Raw genomic sequence first — 19,340 nt, forward strand, 5'->3', positions numbered from 1 at the left:
TCATGGGTCGCCATGAGCATTCCCCGGGAGGGTCGTATGGTTCAAAGATCAGTCGGTGGTCCGTCGTCAGGGCCCCAGGGCCTGAACGGCCTGCGCTTCGTCAATCCATATCAGGGCCACCGCATCGCCGCGGGTGACGCGACCGACCCGCCCAAGGCCACGCCGCGCGGTCCGCTGGAACGCGCCTCCGACGAGATGGCGAGCTGGTTCGGCGACCGCGAGGCCGAGCGGCGCCGCGAGGCCGATATCTCCGAAGCCGACCACACGCCGCCGTCCAAGGGCGACAAGCCCGCCTGATCTCGCGCTAGACGTCGCGCGCCGCCAGTGCTGATCTGACTGCCTCCGACAGCTTGCGAGGCGCAGATGAGCGCGACCCTTTCAGACGACCTCAGCTATGCGACCGCCGCCGACCTGGTGGTCGATCTCGCGGCGCGCCAGATCAGCTCTGTGGAGCTGACCAACGCGGCCATCGCCCGGATCGAGCGGCTGGACGGGCCGATCAATGCGGTGGTGGTGCGCGACTTCGACCGCGCCCTGGCCGACGCCCGGGCCGCCGATGCTGCCATCGCGCGAGGCGAACGCCGGCCGCTGCTAGGCGTGCCGATGACGGTGAAGGAGGCGCACAATGTCTCCGGCCTGCCGACCACCTGGGGCTCGGAGGCGTTCGGCGGCTGGACGGCGGAGGCTGATTCCATCGGCGTCGCGCGGCTGAAGGCGGCGGGTGCGGTGGTGCTGGGCAAGACCAATGTGCCGCCCTTCCTGGCCGACTGGCAGACCGCCAACCCGATCTATGGCCGCACCTCGAACCCCTGGGACCTGGGCCGGTCGCCGGGCGGGTCCTCGGGCGGGTCGGCGGCGGCCCTGGCGGCGGGCATGGTCCCGCTGGAGTTCGGCTCCGACATCGGCGGGTCGATCCGCATCCCCTCGGTGTTCTGCGGGGTCTATGGCCACAAGCCCAGCTTCGACCTGATCCCCCAGCGCGGCCATACGCCGCCGGGGACGGACGGAGACGGCGTGCCGCTTGGCGTCATCGGACCCATGGCGCGGACGGCCGTGGATCTGGAACTGGCGCTCAGCGTGCTGGCCGGCCCGGCGGGCGACGAGGCCAAGGGCTATCGGCTGGACCTGCCCGCGCCGCGGCACGCGCGGCTGGCGGACTATCGGGTCCTGGTCATCGACAGCCATCCGCTCGCGGCGCTGGACGAGGCGGTCTCTGGCCCCTTACGGGACCTCGCCCAACGGCTGGACGACCTGGGGGCGGAGGTGGCGTTCGAGAGCGAGCTGCTGCCCGACCTCGCCCAGGCGCATGACCTCTATCTGGGCCTGGTCAACGTGGTCATGTCGCGCGGGGCGCCGCCAGGACCGCAGACGGTCTCGGCCCATACCTATATGGATAGGCTGGATGGCCAGGTGATGGTCCGCCGGCAATGGGCCGCCCTGTTCGAACGCTTCGATGTGGTGCTGGCGCCGGCCTTCGGGACCGTGGCCTTTCCGCATGACCCGAACCCGGACCGGCACGCCCGGACGCTGACGATCAATGGCGCGGCGACGCCCTATTTCGGCCAGCTGGCCTGGCCGGCCCTCGCCACCTTCGCCAATCTGCCGGCGACCGCGGCGCCGATCGGTCAGACCCCGGAGGGCCTGCCGGTCGGCATACAGATCATCGGCGGCTTCCTGGAGGACCGCACCACCATCGCCTTCGCCGGCCTGCTGGAGCGCGAATTCGGCGGGTTCCGGAAGCCGCCGGGCTATTAGGGCCTGACCGGCTTGCCGGCGGCCTTGTAGACGACGCCGCCCTTCATCACGAACTGGACGCGCTCCAGCTCGGTGATGTCGGCCAGCGGATCGCCGGAGACGGCGATGATGTCGGCGTAGCGGCCGGTCTGGACCGATCCGATGTCCTTGGCGTCGCCGATCAGGTCCGAGCCGCCGGCGGTGGCGGCGAGTATGGCGTCCATCGGGGTCATGCCGGCCTTCACCATCAGGGCGAACTCGCGGCCGTTGTCACCGTGCGGGGCGAGGCCCTCGTCGGTGCCGAAGGCGATCTTGACGCCGGCATGATAGGCGTCGCCGAGGTTCTTCAAGAGGATCGGCCCGACCTTCAGCGCCTTGGCGGCGGAGGAGGGGTTGAGCTGTTCCGGGTGGGCGCGGGCGATCTTCATGGCCGTGTCGCCAACCAGCAGGGTGGGGACCAGATAGGTCCCGTGGGCCTTCATCAGCTTGTAGCTGTCCGCGTCGGCGAAGGAGCCGTGCTCGATGGAATCGACGCCCAGCGTCACGGCCTTGTCGATGGCCTCCTTGCCGTGGGCGTGGGCCGCGACCTTGAGGCCGAGGGAGTGGGCGGTCTGGACCACGGCCGTGATCTCGTCATCGGCCATCAGCTGTTCGTCGGGATTGTCGCCGATCGACAGGACGCCGCCGGACGGCATGATCTTGATCAGGTCGACGCCCTCGCGGCGGAAGGCGCGGACGGTGCGCCGCGCGCCCTCGGGGCTGTCGACCAGGGACTCTGTCCAGCCGGGATGGCTGAGCTCGCTGTCCAGGCCGTTGGCCGGATCGCCGTGACCGCCGGTGGGGCCGAGCGGCTCGCCGGCCACGAACATGCGCGGGCCCGGAATGCGGCCCTTGGCGATCGCCTTCTTCATGGCGATGACCACCTCGTTCTGGCCGCCGACGTCGCGGATGGTGGTGAAGCCGGCCTGCAGGGTGCGCCAGGCGGCGCCGACCGAGACATAGGCGCTGTCATAGCCGTTCTCGGTCACCGCCTCGACGATCGGGTTGCCGCCGTCGAACTCGCCGGTGATGTGGTCGTGGGCGTCGATCAGGCCGGGCAGGACGGTGGCGTTGGACAGGTCGATGACCTCGGTCCCGGCCGGGGTGACGAAGCCCGGCTCGACGCTGGTGATGCGGTCGTCATGGATCAGGATCGAGACCTGGGCGCGCGGCGCCTTGCCGACCCCGTCGATCAGACGGCCGGCATGGATGACGACATCCTTGGCCAGGGCCGGCGTGGCCAGGCAGGCGGCGGCGAGGACCACGGCGAGCGCCGTCTGGGACTTGAAGCTTTGCATACTGGAACACCCCACTGAGCGGAGCCGTCCGGCTCCTTTGGCGGCGATGTTGAGGGCGTGGGCGGGCGGCGTCAAACCCGCGCTGGCGTGGCGGGGCGCCCGGAGGCTAGGCTGGCGACGTGACCCTCGACGCCCGCCTCGACCACTGGATCGCCCGCTGGGCGCTGGAGCCCGACGGCGAGGCGTTCGCCAGCCTGGCCGGGCGGCTGCGTCCGGTCCTCTGGCGCGGGCAGGCGGCCATGCTCAAGGTCAGCACGGCCCCGGAGGAGATCGCCGGCGGCGCCCTGATGAGCTGGTGGGGCGGCGACGGGGCGGCGAAGGTGTTCGCCCGCGAGGATGACGCCCTGCTGCTGGAGCGGGCCCTGAGCCCCGACGCCTTGGCGCAGATGGCCCGCCGGGGCGACGACGATGCAGCCTGCCGGATTCTCTGCGCCGCCGGCGCCCGGCTGCACGCCCCGCGCCCAGCGGCGGCGCCCAGCGGCCTGATCCCCCTCGACCAGAGATTTCGTGCGCTCTGGCCGGTGGCCGAAGCCCGGGGCGGCGCCTATCGGCGGTCGGCCGACCTGGCCCGGGCCCTGCTGGCGGAACAGGCCGGCCCTTGCGTCCTGCATGGCGACCTGCACCACGGCAATGTGCTGGACTTCGGGCCCCGAGGCTGGCTGGCCATCGACCCCAAGGGCCTGCTGGGCGATCCCGGCTACGACTACGCCAACATCTTCTGCAATCCGGACATCGAGACGGCCCTGGCCCCTGGCGCGCTTGAGCGGCGGCTCGCCTGTGTCGCGCAGGCCTCGGGCCTGGCGCCCGTGCGGCTTCTGCAGTGGGTGGTGGCCTATTGCGGCCTGTCGGCGGCCTGGACGCTCAGCGACGGCGACGATCCTTGGCGGGCGCTGGCGATCGCCGACGCCGCGGCGGCCTTGCTTTGAATCAAGGCGGGCCGTGGCAGGGACGGTGAGCTGGTTTACCTAGCCTTCTCCCGCAAGGGGAGAAGGACGAAATGTGCAGGGCTGGATGGACAATCTGATCGCGGAACTGGCCCTGGCGACGGGGATCGTGACGGCCACGGTGGTGGTCCACCTGCTGGGGCTCGACGCCCTGCAACTGATCACCCGTTGGCACCTGGAGCGCTTCGCCAAGTGGATCCACCTCGACCGGATGATCGTGCCGATCGGAATGGTCTTGGGGCTGTTCGTGATCCACGGGATCGAGATCTGGGTCTACGCCCTGATCTACTGGAAGATGGGCATGCTGCCGACCCTGGAGCAGTGCCTCTATTTTTCGACCAGCGCCTATTCGACCCTGGGCGAGACAGGCGCCATCCTGCCCAAGGCCTGGCGGATCGTGGGCGTGCTGGAGGGGATCAACGGCATGCTGCTGATCGGGTGGTCAACCGCCTTCCTGTTCCAGGTGCTCGCGCACCTGGGCTGGGAAGGCGATGGAGATCACGTGCTGCCCAAGGGCGCCATAGCCAGGCCGTCGCCGCGCTCCAAGGGATCGCGCAGCGGCGAGCCGTCCTGAACGAACTCGAGCGACACCGAATTGATGCAGTAGCGCAGGCGGGTCGGCGGCGGGCCGTCGGGGAAGACGTGGCCCTGGTGGCTGCCGCAACGGGCGCAGCGGGTCTCGATGCGGATCATGCCGTAGCTGGTGTCGCGCACCGCCACGACGTGGGATTCGTCGAAGGGGGCGTAGAAGCTCGGCCAGCCGGTGCCGCTCTCGAACTTGGTGTGGGCGCGGAACAGGGGCAGGCCGCAGAGGCGGCAGCAATAGACGCCGTCCTCCTTGTTATCGAGCAGGCCGCCGCAGAACGGCGCCTCGGTGCCGTGATGCAGCAGCACCTCGGCCTCCTCGCGCGAAAGTCCTGATTCCAGACGCTTGCGTTCCGCAGCGTCGGGCGGCGAGAGATCAAATCCGGAAGGGGAGGTCGCTGGCTTGTCCATGGGGTCCACTCTAAGGTTCCGCGCTTAAGTACGAAAGCGCCTCCTATGAGGTTACATTTCATGATCGCCGATGGCGGCTTCAAGCCGGCCCCCCAGTAGAGACCAGTCGAGGCCCATGTTCTCCAAAATCCTGATCGCCAACCGTGGCGAGATCGCGGTCCGCATCATCAAGACCTGCCGCCGGCTGGGGATCGCCACCGTGGTGGTCTATTCCGAGGCCGACGCCGATTCGATGGCGGTCGAGATGGCCGACGAGACCGTGTTCATCGGTCCGGCGCCCGCCGCCCAAAGCTATCTGGTGGCCGACAAGATCGTCGACGCCTGTCGCCAGACCGGCGCGGAAGCCGTCCACCCTGGCTTCGGCTTCCTGTCGGAGAACGCCGGCTTCGCCAAGCGGCTGGCCGCCGAGGGCATCGTCTTCATCGGGCCCAACCCCCACGCCATCGAGGCGATGGGCGACAAGATCGAATCCAAGAAGTTCGCGGCCAAGGCCAATGTCTCGGTGGTGCCGGGCCATGTGGGCGAGATCGCCGACACCGCCCACGCCATCAAGATCAGCGAAGACATCGGCTATCCGGTGATGATCAAGGCCTCGGCCGGCGGCGGCGGCAAGGGCATCCGGGTCGCCTGGACCCAGAAGGACGTGGAAGAGGGCTTCCCGGCGGTGCGCGCCGAGGCCAAGGCCAGCTTCGGCGACGACCGGATCTTCATCGAGAAGTTCATCGAGAGCCCGCGCCACATCGAGATCCAGGTGCTGGGCGACAAGCACGGCAATGTCGTCCACCTGTTCGAGCGCGAATGCTCGATCCAGCGGCGCAACCAGAAGGTCATCGAGGAGGCGCCGTCGCCCCTGCTCGATGAGGCCACCCGCGCGGCCATGGGCGCCCAGGCCGTCGCTCTGGCCAAGGCCGTGAACTATGACTCGGCCGGGACGGTCGAGTTCGTGGCCGGCCAGGACAAGAGCTTCTTCTTCCTGGAAATGAACACCCGCCTGCAGGTGGAGCACCCGGTCACCGAGCTGATCACCGGCGTCGACCTGGTCGAGCAGATGATCCGTTCGGCCTATGGCGAGAAGCTGGCGTTCAGCCAGAAGGACCTGAAGATCAAGGGCTGGGCGATGGAGAGCCGCATCTATGCGGAAGATCCCTATCGCGGCTTCCTGCCCTCGATCGGCCGGCTGGTGCGCTATTCGCCGCCGAAGGAGGGCGAGGTCGACGGCGGGATCGTGCGCAATGACGCGGGCGTCCGCGAGGGCGACGAGATCTCGATGTTCTACGACCCGATGATCTCCAAGCTCTCGACCTGGGGCGAGACCCGGATCGCGGCCATCGACGTGATGGGCCGGGCGCTGGAGGACTTCCACATCGAGGGCCTGGGCCAGAACATCCCGTTCCTGGCCGCGGTGATGGACCAGGCGCGGTTCCGGTCGGGCGTCCTGTCCACCAACTACATCAAGGACGAGTTCCCGGAAGGCTTCGCCGGGACCCCGCCCACGGACTATCAGCGCGACCTGATGTCGGCCGTGGCCTGCGCCATGCACCGCATCGTCACGGCCCGCTCGGCGCCCCAGCTGGTGCGCGACGAATGGGTGGTGATCGCGGGCTCGGACAAGCGGAATGTGCGGCTGTCGAACGGCGGCTCGTCCTTCCAGGTCGAGATGATCGAGACCGGCCGCAAGTTCGGCCTGACCGATGTCGAATGGCGTCCCGGCCTGCGGATCTTCCGCGCCAAGTTCGATGGCAAGCCCTTCACCGTGGCGGTGAAGCCGGCGGCCGAGGGCTTCACGGTCCGCCACCGGGCCACGACCCTGCATGTCCTGGTCCTGACCCCGCGGTCGGCCGAGCTGCACGAGAAGCTGCCGCCGAAGAAGGCGGCCGACACCTCCAAGCAGATCCTCTCGCCCATGCCGGGCTTGGTGGTGACCATGGACGTGACCGCCGGCCAGTCAGTGCGCACCGGCGAGCAGGTGGCGATCATCGAGGCCATGAAGATGCAGAACATCATCCGCGCCGAGCGCGACGGGGTGGTGAAGGCCATCGGCGCCCAGGCCGGGGATTCGGTGGCCGCCGACGAGGTGCTGATCGAGTTCGCCTAAGCGGCGGTCTGGGGACCTTTGACCCGGCTTGGGTTCCCGCCTTCGCGGGAATGAGCGGGGGAAGAGGCTGCGCGGCTTAGGCCGCCGCCTTCATCGATCCCACCGCCGGGCGGTATTGCTCCGCGTTGCTCGTGAACTCGGCGTGGCCGTAGCGGGTGAGCAGGCGGCGGATGCGGCGGACCAGGGCGGCCTCGGCCAGGTTCTTCACTCCCGGGATCGCCAGGGCGAGCCGATAGGCCATCACCCGGGTGACCACCAGCAGGGCCACGGCGGCGAAGGCGGCGCGGTCGCCGGCGGTGATCTTCACCCCCATGGCGGCGGCCTTGCGCGCGTCGCCGGCCAGGAACTGGCGCACGAAGAACAGCTTGGCGAAGCCGCGCTCCAGCCCGTTATGGATGCGGTTGCCCAGGCTCTGGTCCGGCGGCAGATAGGCGGCGAGCGTCGCGCGGACCAGGGTCCCGCAGGTTTCGTCGTCGAAGCCCCGGCGCAGGGTCTGGCTGCGGGCGTTCATGATCCGCACGATCCCCTCGGGCGTGTCGGACAGGAGGTCCTCGGGCAGGCCCAGCAGGAAGCAGCGATAGCGGGCCAGCTCGACCTGGGCGCGCTGCTTGCGGGTGAAGGTCGTCTTGCCCTTGGCCATCAGGCGATAGGACATCAGGAAGATGGGGATCAGGCCGGCGGGCATCTGGTCGACCTGGGGGATCGGCACCCCATAGACGCCCGTATCCCAGGCGCCGGCGCGGCGCAGGGCGTTGAAGCGCACCATGGAGTGCATCAGCCGCACCATGGCGGCGGCCTTGAAGCCGGGGCCGTGACGTTCCAGGGCGCCCGGCAGGACGGTGGTGGCGAAGAAGGTCGCCGTCTCGTTCACCCGCTTGGCCGCGGTCTCGTGACCCAGCGTGCCGGTCAGGGCCATGGGCAGGGCCGAGTACTTGTTCATGAAGGTGGCCACGAAGGCCCCGCGGATGGCGTAGGGGGCGAGGTTGGCCGTGCTGTTCAGGTCGGCCCGGGCGCCCTCGCGCACCAGATCCATGTCCAGCCAATCGGGGATCCGCTCCATGTCGGCGATGAAGGCCTTCAGCTCGGGAGGAGCATTGGGCACGGCCTCTATGCCGTGGTCGCAGGCGGCGGTGAGCATGCCGATCAGCTGGCCGAACTTGTGGGTCGGCATCAGGGCCGCATAGGCGTCCGCGGTGCGGTCGCCCATCAGGGTGTAGGCGCGCACCAGGGCCAGGTCGTCGGCGGTCGGGGCGACGCCGGGGGCGCGGCCCCCGCCAGCCACGCTCTCAGCCGGATTCTCGGTGAAGCGCTCGGGGACGCGGTCGAAGTCGACCTCGCCATAGAGGCCGGGAAGGGCGGTCTTCTGGGCGGCCACGCGCGCGCGCACCTGGTCGATCTGCGGGGTCATCGGCGTCCTGGATGCAAAGGGGAGCTTGCAGTCCCAGGAAGATATGTAAGCATTGCTCATGTTCCTACTCGCCTTCCGCCGCACGGGCGGCGGGCTTTCGGAAGGGCCGGCAAGTGGCTGAAAGACAAAGGCGATCGCCGCGCCAGGCGCGGGCCGGGGCCACGGTGGACGCCATTCTCGAGGCGGCCCTTCAACTTCTGGAGGCCGAGGGGCCGGCGCGGTTCAACACCAACCGCATCGCCGAGCGGGCGGGGGTGAGCATCGGCACGCTCTATCAGTATTTCGGCGGGCGACAGGACATATTGGGCGCCCTGGCCGAGCGCCGGGCGGCCGCTGTGCGCGACCATATCGCCGCCACCGTGATCGCCCAGCCGACGCTGGGCAGCGTGCGGACCATCGTGCGGGCCCTGATGGCCAGCTTCCAGGGGGAGCCCGAGACCCGGCGGGCGATGATGGACGCCCTGATCGAGCGCGGCGGAGAGGGGGCGCTGCTCGCTCATCACCAGGCGTTTCTCGCGGCGATCGAGGGCCGCGCCAAGCTCAGCGTCGAGCTGACGCCCGAAACGGCCTTCGTCCTGACCCACGCCGCGATCGGCCTCTTGCGCGCCGCGGCCGCCGAGCCGGGCCTGGGCCTCGATCCCCAGGCCCTGGAGGACGAACTGGTGCGGCTGATGGAGAGCTATATCTCCGCCCTGGCCGAGCGGCAGGGGCGGGGCGGCTAGGCCGGATCGACGCTGACCAACTCGATCTTGAAGATCAGCAGGCTGTCGGGCGGGATGGTCTCCTTGCCCGGATGGCCATAGGCGAATTCCGGCGACAGATAGGCTTCCCAGACGTCGCCCGGGCGCATGAGCTGGAGGAGGGTGACCCAGCCGGGGATCAGCTTCTGCAGGGGGAAGACCGCGATCCCGTCGGCGGGGCTGACCTCCTGGGAGGTGTTGAACACCTTGCCGCTCAAGAGGCGGCCTTCGTACTTCACGTGGATGGTGCTGGCGCGGGTGGGGTGGGGGCCGTCGGCGGGGCCGGACTTGATGATCTTGTACTGCAGGGCCGGCAGGCTGACGACGCCAGGGGCCTTGGCGTTGGCCGCCAGGAAGGCCGCGTTGTCGGCGAGCGCGTCGGCGCGGGCCAGGGCCGGGGCCGCGGCGAGGAGGGCGGCGGCGAGCGCCAGGGCGGGCTTGATCATGGGAGCGCTCCCGGCCGGACCGGCCGATTGGTGGAATGGCCGAGCCTACTATATTGTGGCGGCGAGTCCGATGGAGGCAGCATGAACGGCCAGATCGCGTGGGGAGAGCTGTTCTTCACCGCCACGGGACGGCTGTCGCGGACGCCGTTCCTCATCGCCAGCGCGATCCTGATCGGCCTGGTTTCGGCCTATGAGGCCGTGGTTCCCACCCCCGTGCACTGGCTGACCGGCTGGTTCGTCTATCCTGCCCTGTTCTATTGCGGCGCCTGCGTGCTGTCGAAGCGGCTGCATGATCGGGGGCGCACCGGCTGGCTGGCGGCGTTGATCCTGTTCGCGTTGGTGGCGGTATGGCCGCAGCCGGTGGGGCTATTCGACTTCCTGTTCTCCATCGTCATCGTCTGGGCCGTGGTCGAGCTGGGCGTCATGCCGGGCGAACTGGGCGCCAATCGATTCGGGGTGAACCCGCTTCGGCCGGCGGTGGCCTGAGGGCGCCGTGGCACGAATGCAATTTCATCCGCTCATCCCGGCGAATGCCGGGACCCAGATCCCAAGGCTGGATAGCGGTTTGGATCAGCTCCGCGCATCTGGAACCCACCCCTGAGCCATTCCATCTGGGTCCCGGCATTCGCCGGGATGAGCGGATTGGGGGCGGTCCCTTAGACCGGGGGCTCGACCACGACCGTCCGGCCGAAGACCAATTCGAAGCTGGCCTTGAGCGCGGCGTCGGCGTCGTCGAGGGTGACGGGCAGGCCGAGGTCGACCAGGCTGGTGACCCCGTGCTCGGTGATGCCGCAGGGGACGATGCCGTCGAAGTGGCTGAGGTCCGGCTCGACGTTCAGCGAGACGCCGTGGAACGAGACCCACTTGCGCAGCTTGACCCCGATGGCGGCGATCTTGTCCTCGCGCGGCGGCGCGCCGGAGACCCGGCGTTCGACCCAGACCCCGACACGGCCGGGCCGAATCGCACCCTCGACATTGAAGCGGGCGAGCGCCCCGATGACCCAGGCTTCCAGGGCCGCGACGAAGGCGCGCACGTCGCGCTGGCGGCGGGTGAGGTCGAGCATCACATAGGCCACCCGCTGGCCGGGGCCGTGATAGGTGTACTGGCCGCCGCGCGCGGTCTCGAACACCGGGAAGCGGTCGGGGGCCAGGAGGTCGGCGGATTTCGCCGAAACGCCGGCGGTGTAAAGGGGCGGGTGCTCCAGGAGCCAGACCAGCTCGCCTGCGCGGCCCTCGGAAATGGCCTGGGCGCGGGCCTCCATGGCGGCGACGGCGGCCGGATAATCCACGGGCCCGGACGAGATCGCCCAGCCGCAGGGAGCCGCATCGTCGCGCCCGAAAATCGGCGTCTCAAGGTCGAGGTTTAACGAGCGGTCAAGCATGTGTGCTGCAATGTGGCCCTTCAGTCGGCGTGGCGCCATGGGCGCTTCGGTTCGTCCGTGTTTCGAGGTGTCGCGCTTTGGGTCAAGTTAACGCCGTCAATGTCGAGATCGCTGTGGTTCTCGGCCGTTCGGTCCTGCCCATGCAGCAGCTCCTGCGCATGGGTCGCGGCGCGGTGATTCCCCTGGACGCCACCGTGAACGAGGAAGTCTGGATCCTGGCCAACAACCACCCGGTGGCCCGCGGCGAGATCCAGATCAATGACGATCGCATTTCGATCGCCGTCACCCGCGCCGCCAATGTCTACGACTATATGGCCGGCGGTTACGCCTAATTCTCCAGAGCGCTTGCGCCCGGCGTGGGGGTTTGCTACCCCCGCGCCTCACCACGCGCGGTCGTGGCGGAATTGGTAGACGCGCAGCGTTGAGGTCGCTGTGGGGCAACCCGTGGAAGTTCGAGTCTTCTCGACCGCACCAGTGAATCAGGGTCTTTCCCGAGGCAGAAAGCAGATTGATATCCGAAGCTGAGGGAGGTCCGCATGAGCCGCGAAACGGCCGACCTGACCGAAGCCAAGGACGCGATCGCGCCTGAAGTCGAAGAAGACCTTGAAGACCTCGCCCTGGGCGAGGACTACGCGCTAAATCCCGACTATGTGGACCTCGTCGCCGACGCGCTGGATCGCGGCGACGCCGAGCGCCTGAGCGAACTGCTCGGGGCTCTGAGGCCTGCCGACGTCGCCGACCTGATGGGCTTCCTGTCGTCGGGCGACCGCGAAGAGGTGATCGCCCACCTGGACCCCGAGGCGCTCGCCGAGGTGCTGTCCGAACTGGACCCCGAGATCCGCGAGGACGTCCTCGATCACGTGCCGGCGGCGATCCTCGCCAAGGCGCTGGGCGAGATGGACTCCGACGACGCCGTCGACGTGGTTGACGATCTGGAGGACGACAAGCGCGCCCAGGTTTTGGCCGCCATGCCCGAGGGCGAACGCGCCGCGATCGAGACCTCGCTGGCCTATGAGGACGAGACCGCCGGGCGCCTGATGCAGCGCGAGGTGGTCTGGGCGCCGCAGTTCTGGACCGTGGGCCAGACCCTCGACCATTTCCGTCGCGAGGGCGACGCGATGCCGGAGCTGTTCTTCGACGTCTATGTGGTCGATCCCAGCCATGTTCCCGTGGGCGCCATCCCGGTCAGCCACCTGCTGCGGACCAAGCGCGACGCGCCTCTGGCCCAGATCATGGAGCCGGTCACCGAGATCCCGGTCGGCATGGACCAGGAAGAGGTCGCCTACATCTTCAACAAGTACCATCTGATCTCGGCCCCGGTGGTCGAGCCGGGCGGGCGGCTGGTCGGTCAGATCACCGTCGACGACATCGTCGGCGTCATCCAGGAAGAGAGCGACGAGGACATCCTGGCCCTGGCCGGTGTGTCGGACGCCGGCCGCGACGCCGACGTGTTCGGCATCGTCAAATCGCGCCTGCCCTGGCTGGTGATCAACTTGGCCACCGAGACCGTCGCGGTCAGCGTGGTGGGCGTGTTCCAGGACGCCATCGCCAAGGTGATCGCGCTCGCGGTCCTCATGCCGATCGTCTCGTCGCTGGGCGGCAACGCCGGCACCCAGGCGCTCACCGTCGCCGTGCGGGCGCTGGCCAGCCGCGAGCTCAACGCCGCCAATGCGGCGCGGATCATCTGGCGCGAGCTGATCGTGGGGCTGTTGAACGGGCTGGTGCTGGCGCTCGTCATGGGGCTGGCGGTGTTCGCCTGGTATCACGACGCCCGACTGGCCTGGACCATGGGGCTGGCGATCATCGCCAATCTGTTCGTCGCGGCCCTGGCCGGGATCCTGGCCCCCATCGTGCTTGAGCGGCTGGGGCGCGATCCTGCCGTCTCTTCGTCGGTGCTGGTCACCTTCGCGACCGATTTCATGGGTTTCTTGGCCCTTCTCGGCATCGCAAGCCTAATCCTGCTTTAATCGGCCCCTATCTTGCCCGTAGAGGTGAGGACGTCCGCGTCCTTGTCTCAATTTGGGTCAGCTGGGCATGAAACCGCGTCATCAGGTCTCCAGAGCCTCCATCGAACTGATCAAGAGGTTCGAAGGCTACCGCAGGAAGTCCGCCAGGCTGCCCGATGGCCGCTGGACGATCGGCTATGGCCACACGCTCACGGCCCGCGAGGGCGCCGAGGTCTCGGAACAGGACGCCGAGGCGCTGCTGATGTACGACCTGATCGCGGTCGCCCATTCGGTCAATGAGTGGACCTTCACCCCGCTCACCCAGAACCAGTTCGACGCCCTGTGCGCCTTCGCCTTCAATATCGGCGTGGACAATTTCCGCCGCTCGTCGGTGCTGCGCCGGGTCAATGAAGGCCAGCTGCTGCAGGCCGCCTGCGCCATGGAGCTGTGGCGCAAGGCCGATTTCGAAGGCGAGCGGATCATCATCGACGCCCTGGTGCGCCGCCGCTCGGCCGAGAAGACCCTGTTCCTGACCCCGGCCCATGGCTGGGTGCCCGTGCCGTCGCCGATCCTGCGGCCGAACCTCGACATGGATGCGAGCGGCGTCGTGCCGCGGGAAACCCCGACCGTGCTGAAGCCCAGCATGGACGGTCTCGAGGCCAAGATGGTGCGCGACGTTCCGACCCCGATCCTGCCGGCGGTGCCGGAGGAAGAGGTGATGAGCCCGACCCAGGCCGCCGCCGCGTCGGTGACCTCGCGCCTGTCGACCATCTTCCGCGAGGAGCCCGCTCCGGCCGCCGAGCCGTCCCAGGTTGAGACGCCTGTCGCCCCGCCGGCGGAGCCTGAGCCCGTCGCCCAGGCGCCGGACGTCGCGCCCGAACCCGAGCCGGCCCCGCCGCCGGCGCCGATCGCGCTCACCCTGCAGACCGTCTCCCCGCCGGAACCGTCGGCGCCTGCGCCGCTGGCCATGGCCTCGGGCGACCGGGTGTTCACCCTGACCCCGCCGGAGCCGGAGGTCGAGCCGCCGCCCGCCGCCCCGACGCGCATGGAGCTGCCGACCCCGGCCAACGAATCGGGCCCGACCCTGTTCGATCCTCGGCCCGCCTTCGCCAATGACGAATTGGCCCAGCCGGAACCGCCCCGCGCCCAGGCGCCGGCCCGCCGGATCCTGATCGACGACACCGAGCTGGACTTCGATACGGCCTTCGAGGACCTGTCGGCCGAACAGCCCAAGCTCAGCCTGCTGCCGCTTCTGGCGCTGGCGATCACCGGCCTGGCCTTCTTCGCCGGCGGCCTGTTCTGGGCGGCCAGCGTTCGCCCGGACGTCGACGGCGGGATCTTCAACCCGATGACCGTGGGCTGGATGGCCGGCATCGCCGGGATCGGCTTCTTCGGGGTCGCCGCCTATCTCATGCTGGGCCGTCTCGGCCACGCCGAGCTGACCGACGAGGACGACGCCGACCAATAGGCGCCGCCCTCCCGGACTTCCCGAAGGGGCTCGCCGCAAGGCGGGCCCCTTTGTCGTTTCGGCCCCTCTCGCGGGCCGCCGGGCTTGGTGCTAGTCGTGGCGCATGACCGCAAACCCTGGACCTTCGCTGGATTTCGCCCTGGGCGAGACCGCTGACGCCATTCGCGAGACCACGGCGCGCTTCGCCGCCGACCGGATCGCCCCCATCGCCGCCGAGATCGACGCGACCAACACCTTTCCGCGCCAGCTGTGGCCGGAGATGGGCGCGCTCGGCCTGCACGGCATTACGGTCGAGGAAGAGTATGGCGGGCTCGGCCTCGGCTACCTCGACCACGTTGTGGCGATGGAGGAGATCAGCCGCGCCTCGGCCTCGGTGGGCCTGAGCTATGGCGCCCACTCCAATCTCTGCGTGAACCAGCTGCGCCGCTGGGGCTCGGACGAACAGAAGCGCCGCTATCTGCCGGGTCTGATCAGCGGCGAGCATGTGGGCTCCCTGGCCATGAGCGAGGCAGGCGCGGGCTCCGACGTGGTGTCCATGCGGCTGAAGGCCGAGCGCCGTGGCGACCGGTTCGTGCTGAACGGGACCAAGTTCTGGATCACCAACGCCCCGCACGCCGACATGCTGGTGGTCTACGCCAAGACCGCGCCGGAGGAGGGGGGCAAGGGCATCACCGCCTTCCTGATCGAGAAGGGCTTCAAGGGCTTCAGCGTCTCGCCCAAGCTGGACAAGATGGGCATGCGCGGTTCGGACACCGCCGAGCTGGTGTTCGAGGACTGTGAGGTCCCCGAAGAGAATGTCATGGGCCCGCTGAACGGCGGGGTCGGGGTGCTGATGAGCGGGCTGGACTATGAGCGGGCGGTGCTGTCGGCCGGGCCGCTGGGGATCATGCAGGCCTGTATCGACGTGGTCCTGCCCTATGTCCGCGACCGCAAGCAGTTCGGCAAACCGATCGGGTCCTTCCAGCTGATGCAGGCCAAGATCGCCGACATGTATGTCGCGCTGAATTCGTCTCGCGCCTATGTCTATGCCGTGGCCCGGGCCTGCGACGCGGGCAAGACCACGCGGTTCGATGCGGCCGGGGCGATCCTGATGGCGTCGGAGAACGCGGTGAAATGCGCCGCCGAAGCCATCCAGGCCCTGGGCGGGGCGGGCTACACCAGGGATTTCCCGGTCGAGCGCCTGTTGCGCGACGCCAAGCTCTACGACATCGGCGCGGGCACCAACGAGATCCGTCGCTACCTCATCGGCCGGGAGCTGATCGGGGCGTGACCCGGGCGGCCGCGCTCGTCCTGGCGATAGCGCTCGGCGGCTGCGCGACCCTGCCGCGCGCCTGTCCGCCGGGGGAGCACGCGGCGTGGGAAGCCCAGCTGGTGTTCGGGCGCAATATCGACGGGCGGCCGGGCGTCAGCGATGCGGACTTCCAGAGTTTCGTCGACGCGGAACTCACGCCGCGGTTTCCGGACGGCCTGACGGTGATCGATGCGACCGGTCAATGGCGCGGCGGGGTAGGGCGTGTGGAGCGCGAGGCGTCCAAGCTGGTCATGCTCGTCCTGCCTGACCGATCGACGGCGAGCCTGGCCCGGCTGGACGCCGTGCGCGCCGCCTACAAGGCCCGGTTCCATCAGGAGTCGGTCATGATCCTCGGCCAGCCGGTCTGCGCTGGATTTTGATAAAAGGCCGCCGGCTGGGCCGGCGGCCTTTCCGCAGACGTACGAGGCGCGCCGCTTCGAAAAGCCTCTCCTGGCGCACCTCCGCCGTCCGCGCCCGTCCCCGGGCTCAGGAGGCTAGTGAGGGCGTTGGACGCTGGCCTGAGCGTTGACGTCGCCGCTGACGGTCGCGCCGCCCTTGGGCGTCGTGACGCCGACCGAGCCGCCGCCATCGACCGAGGCGCCGGAGGGCGCGGAGTTGGCGGTGGTCGCGGCGGTGTCGCTCGCCGCATCAACCGCGCCGCGCGCCGTGGTGGTGGCTGTGGTCCGGGCCCGATGGGCCGTATGCCGCGCTGCGCTGGTGGTGGCCGCCGCGGCGCCGGTGGCGCGGGACTCGACGCCCGCGGTGTCGCCGCTCAGTTGACCCGAACCCGTGACCGAGCCGGTGACGCCGCCCAGCGGCGTGGATCCCGTCAGGCCGCCGGTCAGACCGCCGCCGGCGGCGCCGCCGAGCAGCTGGGCGTTGGCCGAGACGCCGAAGGTGAGAAGCGCGGTGGCCGCAGCCGCCGCCATGATCGTGGACTTGCGCATGTGACTCTCCGATTTTCGCGAGCCAGGGGGCGGCTCAGGAGACTCAACGCGCAACACCCCGCCTGGGGTTGCAGGCGGGGCGGCAATTACTGGAGGCCCGCCCCGGGGTGGGAACGCGGGGCGGGCGCTCGATCCTCGCCGGGAGGACCTGAAACCAGGGGCTAGGCGCTCACATCGACAAGGTCGCCCGCCGCGCGAACCCGGTCTTTCGGCGGCGCCGGGGGCGGGGGGTTGTTGGCCTGGGATTGGCCCTGGGTCTGGGCCTGGAGCAGGGCGGCGGCCTTGGCCTGGGCCTCCTCACGTGAGGCGGTGGCTTCGGCGCTCAGTCGGATGGCGTCCGCGGTGGCCTTGGCCACGACCTCGGCTTCCTTCTTGGTCGCGCCGCCATGCGCGCCTTCCTGCGGCTTGGCCGGATCAATGCCTTGCTTGGCGTATTCGCGATCGGTGGTGTCGCGGCACTTGAAACCGTTGACAACGTCCATGCGTGTCTCCGTCAGTTGGAGCACGCAAGGTTGCATGGTTGTCGCTAAAGCTTTGTTCGCAAACGATGTTAGCGGAAAATAAGCATATCCGGACATGCGAAGGGCCGGCCCGTTGTCGGGACCGGCCCTTCCATTGTCGGACCGCCAAGCGGCCCCGTAACCCTTCGCCCCTTAGGCTTTCGCCTCGGTAACGGAGGCCCAGATCACGGTTTCCACTTGCGGATGAAGACAATGAGACACTGGGTCACCTCCTTTCAGCTGTTGAGACAGGACCCCGACTGTGCGCCCGCTTTTCGCATCTTGCAAATGCGGTGGTCGGTCGCGGGGAGGGGCTCAGGAGATCGCCGGTCAAACAGGCGCCGGGTCGCGGCGTCCCGGTCGGCGGCGCAGTTCGGTGACCGGCCGCTTCAGCTTGTCGAGGGCCTCGATCATGGCCTGGTGGCCGTCGGCGACGGCTGGGGCATAGGCGTCCCAGTCGCGGATTTCGACCCCGGTCACCTCGGGCGCGACCAGCACGTCGGTGGCGTCGCGGGCGGCGACATGGTCGCGCCAGGACGAGACCGTGGCCGCGCGCATCAGGAGTGAGACGATCGGCGGGCCCTTGCGCCATTGGCCGGAGAAGATCCAGCGCCAGACCGAGGCCGGCCGCGCCACGTCGTCGGCGGTGATCGAACGGCCGCGGGTCACATCCACTCCGACGATGGGCCCAAGCTGGAACACCCGCATCACGTCGGCGGGGAAGTTCTTGAGCACCGCGCCATCGACCAGCACGTCATTGTGGTCGATGGCCGGCGGCATGACGCCGGGCAGGGAGATGGAGGCCCGCAGGGCGTCGCGCAGCAGGCCGCGGCGGTGGACCTGATAGGCGCCCTTGGTCAGGTTGGTGGAGACGCAGAAGAAGGGCAGCCACAGATCGGAGATCTGCACGTCGCCGAAATGGGCGGCCAGCCGCTCGCGCACCTTGTTGCCGAGCGTCATGGCCAGGATCGGGATGGCGATGTCGTCCAGCGGACTGGTGTTGACGAAGGCGTCCTGGATCCGGCGATCCATTTCCGGCCCGTCCCAGCCCATGGCCACGCCGGCGGCGATGACCGCCCCCATGGAGACGCCGGCCACGAAGTCGATCGGCACGCCGCGTTCACGCAGGGCGCGGATCGCGCCGACATGGGCGTAGGCCCGCGCGCCGCCGCCGGACAGCACCAGACCGACGGCCTGGCCCGCCAGGGTGCGGGCGATCCGCTTGATGTCCTCGACATTGTCGCGACGCACGTGGAAGAGGCGCGCCGGCCGGGCGGCGTCCATCCAGGCCTCGGAGCCGGTGGGCCGCTCGCAGTCGCGCTTCTGGATCAGAATCAGGTCGGCGAGGTTCTGGGCCTGGAGCGGATCGTTCCCGGTCAGGATGCCGCCGGGCGGGGGCGGGAAGTCGCCGCGGCCGACCCGGAACAGCCGGTCCACCTGGCGAGACACCACCTGGCGCCAGCCGAGGTCGGTGGTCTCGGCCGCGTAGAGCACGAAGTCGTATTCCCGCTCGACGTCGGAGAACCATTCGGTCGGGGCGTGCTGGGCCTCCGAGCCCAGGACGGTGACCATGTAGCCCAGCTTGCCCAGCTCGCGGGCGAAGCGGTCGACCAGGGGCCGCACCGCCACGGGCTCGCCCACGCCGATGAAGCCATAGACCGAGGGCTCGCCGACCGAGGCCTTGGTGGCGGCCTGGCGGCTGCGCAGGATCATCAGCCGCGCCAGTTCGGTCATCACCGCGGGATCAGACTCGCAGGCCTCGAAGAACACGTCGCGGGGCAGGGAGAAGATCTCGGAGTCGCGCAGGGCGACCACGTGGCCGGAGTGGGGCACGCCGGCGATCAGGGCCATTTCGCCGGCCGGCTCGCCGGGGCGGATGACGCCCAGGAACTGCTTTTCCTGGCCTTCCTCGCCGCGGAACGCGCCCAGGCGGCCGGCGCGGAGGAAATAGAGATGGTCGGACGGTTCGCCGGCGTCATAGAGGGTCGCGCCGCCGGGCAGGGAGAACCACGCCGCCTCGCCCTGGGCCCGCTCGTCCTCGAACAGCCGCGCGAGGGCCGAATCGTCGGGGATGTCAGGTAGGTTCGCCACGGTCGCAGAACCTAG

At 69.2% G+C, this 19,340-nt stretch carries 20 protein-coding genes and 1 tRNA gene; 13 read left to right on the top strand and 8 right to left on the bottom strand.

Annotated elements, in window-relative coordinates; all coding sequences use genetic code 11:
* The first annotated feature begins 36 nt into the window (after positions 1 to 36).
* Positions 37 to 297 (top strand): SWFGD domain-containing protein, encoded by a 261-nt coding sequence (locus tag MQH10_RS03380; RefSeq protein ID WP_242562657.1) that lies wholly within the window; start codon positions 37 to 39, stop codon positions 295 to 297.
* Between the two features lie 66 nt (positions 298 to 363).
* The gene (locus MQH10_RS03385) at positions 364 to 1,755 is read left to right on the top strand and encodes an amidase family protein (protein ID WP_242562658.1); all 1,392 of its coding nucleotides are present in this window, start codon (positions 364 to 366) and stop codon (positions 1,753 to 1,755) included.
* Here the strand turns inward: MQH10_RS03385 and MQH10_RS03390 are convergent.
* A complete protein-coding gene (locus MQH10_RS03390; protein ID WP_242562659.1) occupies positions 1,752 to 3,071 on the bottom strand; it encodes a metal-dependent hydrolase family protein in 1,320 nt (439 codons plus the stop codon). The genes MQH10_RS03385 and MQH10_RS03390 overlap by 4 nt on opposite strands.
* Before the next feature lie 119 nt (positions 3,072 to 3,190).
* Here MQH10_RS03390 and MQH10_RS03395 point away from each other — a divergent pair, with 119 nt between their 5' ends.
* Together MQH10_RS03395 and MQH10_RS03400 are read left to right on the top strand one after the other, a co-directional pair.
* Positions 3,191 to 3,997, top strand: coding sequence for an aminoglycoside phosphotransferase family protein (locus MQH10_RS03395; RefSeq protein ID WP_242562660.1), 807 nt, complete (start codon positions 3,191 to 3,193; stop codon positions 3,995 to 3,997).
* An 85-nt stretch (positions 3,998 to 4,082) separates the two neighbouring features.
* On the top strand, positions 4,083 to 4,589 hold the full coding sequence (locus MQH10_RS03400) for a hypothetical protein (protein WP_242562661.1): 507 nt from the start codon (positions 4,083 to 4,085) through the stop codon (positions 4,587 to 4,589).
* Here the strand turns inward: MQH10_RS03400 and msrB are convergent.
* Positions 4,514 to 5,011 (bottom strand): peptide-methionine (R)-S-oxide reductase MsrB, encoded by a 498-nt coding sequence (gene msrB / locus MQH10_RS03405; protein WP_242562662.1) that lies wholly within the window; start codon positions 5,009 to 5,011, stop codon positions 4,514 to 4,516. The two genes, MQH10_RS03400 and msrB, sit on opposite strands and share 76 nt — an antisense overlap.
* A 115-nt stretch (positions 5,012 to 5,126) precedes the next feature.
* On the opposite strand from msrB, the gene MQH10_RS03410 reads away from it, so the two are divergent.
* A complete protein-coding gene (locus tag MQH10_RS03410; protein ID WP_242562663.1) occupies positions 5,127 to 7,106 on the top strand; it encodes an acetyl-CoA carboxylase biotin carboxylase subunit in 1,980 nt (659 codons plus the stop codon).
* 76 nt (positions 7,107 to 7,182) lie between these two features.
* On the opposite strand, the gene MQH10_RS03415 is transcribed toward MQH10_RS03410, so the two are convergent.
* The gene (locus MQH10_RS03415; RefSeq protein ID WP_242562664.1) at positions 7,183 to 8,514 is read right to left on the bottom strand and encodes an oxygenase MpaB family protein; all 1,332 of its coding nucleotides are present in this window, start codon (positions 8,512 to 8,514) and stop codon (positions 7,183 to 7,185) included.
* A 113-nt stretch (positions 8,515 to 8,627) separates the two neighbouring features.
* Here MQH10_RS03415 and MQH10_RS03420 point away from each other — a divergent pair, with 113 nt between their 5' ends.
* Positions 8,628 to 9,236 carry a TetR/AcrR family transcriptional regulator gene (locus MQH10_RS03420; protein ID WP_242562665.1) on the top strand — a complete coding sequence of 203 codons (609 nt, stop codon included), beginning with the start codon at positions 8,628 to 8,630 and terminating at the stop codon, positions 9,234 to 9,236.
* Here MQH10_RS03420 and MQH10_RS03425 read toward each other — a convergent pair.
* Positions 9,233 to 9,700: an FKBP-type peptidyl-prolyl cis-trans isomerase gene (locus MQH10_RS03425; protein WP_242562666.1), complete on the bottom strand. Its 468-nt coding sequence runs from the start codon at positions 9,698 to 9,700 to the stop codon at positions 9,233 to 9,235. The genes MQH10_RS03420 and MQH10_RS03425 overlap by 4 nt on opposite strands.
* Before the next feature lie 81 nt (positions 9,701 to 9,781).
* Here MQH10_RS03425 and MQH10_RS03430 point away from each other — a divergent pair, with 81 nt between their 5' ends.
* Positions 9,782 to 10,186 (top strand): DUF805 domain-containing protein, encoded by a 405-nt coding sequence (locus tag MQH10_RS03430; RefSeq protein WP_242562667.1) that lies wholly within the window; start codon positions 9,782 to 9,784, stop codon positions 10,184 to 10,186.
* A 170-nt stretch (positions 10,187 to 10,356) separates the two neighbouring features.
* On the opposite strand, the gene lipB is transcribed toward MQH10_RS03430, so the two are convergent.
* Positions 10,357 to 11,082 carry a lipoyl(octanoyl) transferase LipB gene (lipB, locus tag MQH10_RS03435; protein ID WP_242562668.1) on the bottom strand — a complete coding sequence of 242 codons (726 nt, stop codon included), beginning with the start codon at positions 11,080 to 11,082 and terminating at the stop codon, positions 10,357 to 10,359.
* Between the two features lie 77 nt (positions 11,083 to 11,159).
* On the opposite strand from lipB, the gene MQH10_RS03440 reads away from it, so the two are divergent.
* The 6 genes from MQH10_RS03440 to MQH10_RS03465 all read left to right on the top strand — a co-directional run bounded on the left by MQH10_RS03440 (position 11,160) and on the right by MQH10_RS03465 (position 16,167).
* On the top strand, positions 11,160 to 11,414 hold the full coding sequence (locus MQH10_RS03440) for a FliM/FliN family flagellar motor switch protein (protein ID WP_242562669.1): 255 nt from the start codon (positions 11,160 to 11,162) through the stop codon (positions 11,412 to 11,414).
* Positions 11,415 to 11,471: 57 nt separating this feature from the next.
* A tRNA-Leu gene (locus MQH10_RS03445) sits at positions 11,472 to 11,556 on the top strand.
* A gap of 62 nt (positions 11,557 to 11,618) precedes the next feature.
* Positions 11,619 to 13,049, top strand: a complete 1,431-nt coding sequence (mgtE, locus tag MQH10_RS03450) for a magnesium transporter (protein ID WP_242562670.1) — start codon at positions 11,619 to 11,621, stop codon at positions 13,047 to 13,049.
* Between the two features lie 67 nt (positions 13,050 to 13,116).
* Positions 13,117 to 14,496: a lysozyme gene (locus tag MQH10_RS03455; protein WP_242562671.1), complete on the top strand. Its 1,380-nt coding sequence runs from the start codon at positions 13,117 to 13,119 to the stop codon at positions 14,494 to 14,496.
* A 103-nt stretch (positions 14,497 to 14,599) separates the two neighbouring features.
* Positions 14,600 to 15,766, top strand: coding sequence for an isovaleryl-CoA dehydrogenase (locus MQH10_RS03460; RefSeq protein WP_242562672.1), 1,167 nt, complete (start codon positions 14,600 to 14,602; stop codon positions 15,764 to 15,766).
* A complete protein-coding gene (locus MQH10_RS03465) occupies positions 15,763 to 16,167 on the top strand; it encodes a DUF3574 domain-containing protein (protein WP_242562673.1) in 405 nt (134 codons plus the stop codon). Before MQH10_RS03460 ends, MQH10_RS03465 begins: the two co-directional genes overlap by 4 nt.
* Before the next feature lie 114 nt (positions 16,168 to 16,281).
* Here the strand turns inward: MQH10_RS03465 and MQH10_RS03470 are convergent, their stop codons facing one another.
* From MQH10_RS03470 to MQH10_RS03480, 3 genes are all read right to left on the bottom strand, one after another.
* Positions 16,282 to 16,734, bottom strand: coding sequence for a hypothetical protein (locus MQH10_RS03470; protein ID WP_242562674.1), 453 nt, complete (start codon positions 16,732 to 16,734; stop codon positions 16,282 to 16,284).
* Between the two features lie 161 nt (positions 16,735 to 16,895).
* A complete protein-coding gene (locus tag MQH10_RS03475) occupies positions 16,896 to 17,216 on the bottom strand; it encodes a hypothetical protein (RefSeq protein ID WP_242562675.1) in 321 nt (106 codons plus the stop codon).
* Between the two features lie 348 nt (positions 17,217 to 17,564).
* Positions 17,565 to 19,325 (bottom strand): patatin-like phospholipase family protein, encoded by a 1,761-nt coding sequence (locus MQH10_RS03480; RefSeq protein WP_242562676.1) that lies wholly within the window; start codon positions 19,323 to 19,325, stop codon positions 17,565 to 17,567.
* Between the last annotated feature and the right edge of the window lie 15 nt (positions 19,326 to 19,340).

Origin of the sequence: Phenylobacterium aquaticum (genome assembly GCF_022695515.1) — a bacterium.
Taxonomy (GTDB): domain Bacteria; phylum Pseudomonadota; class Alphaproteobacteria; order Caulobacterales; family Caulobacteraceae; genus Phenylobacterium; species Phenylobacterium aquaticum.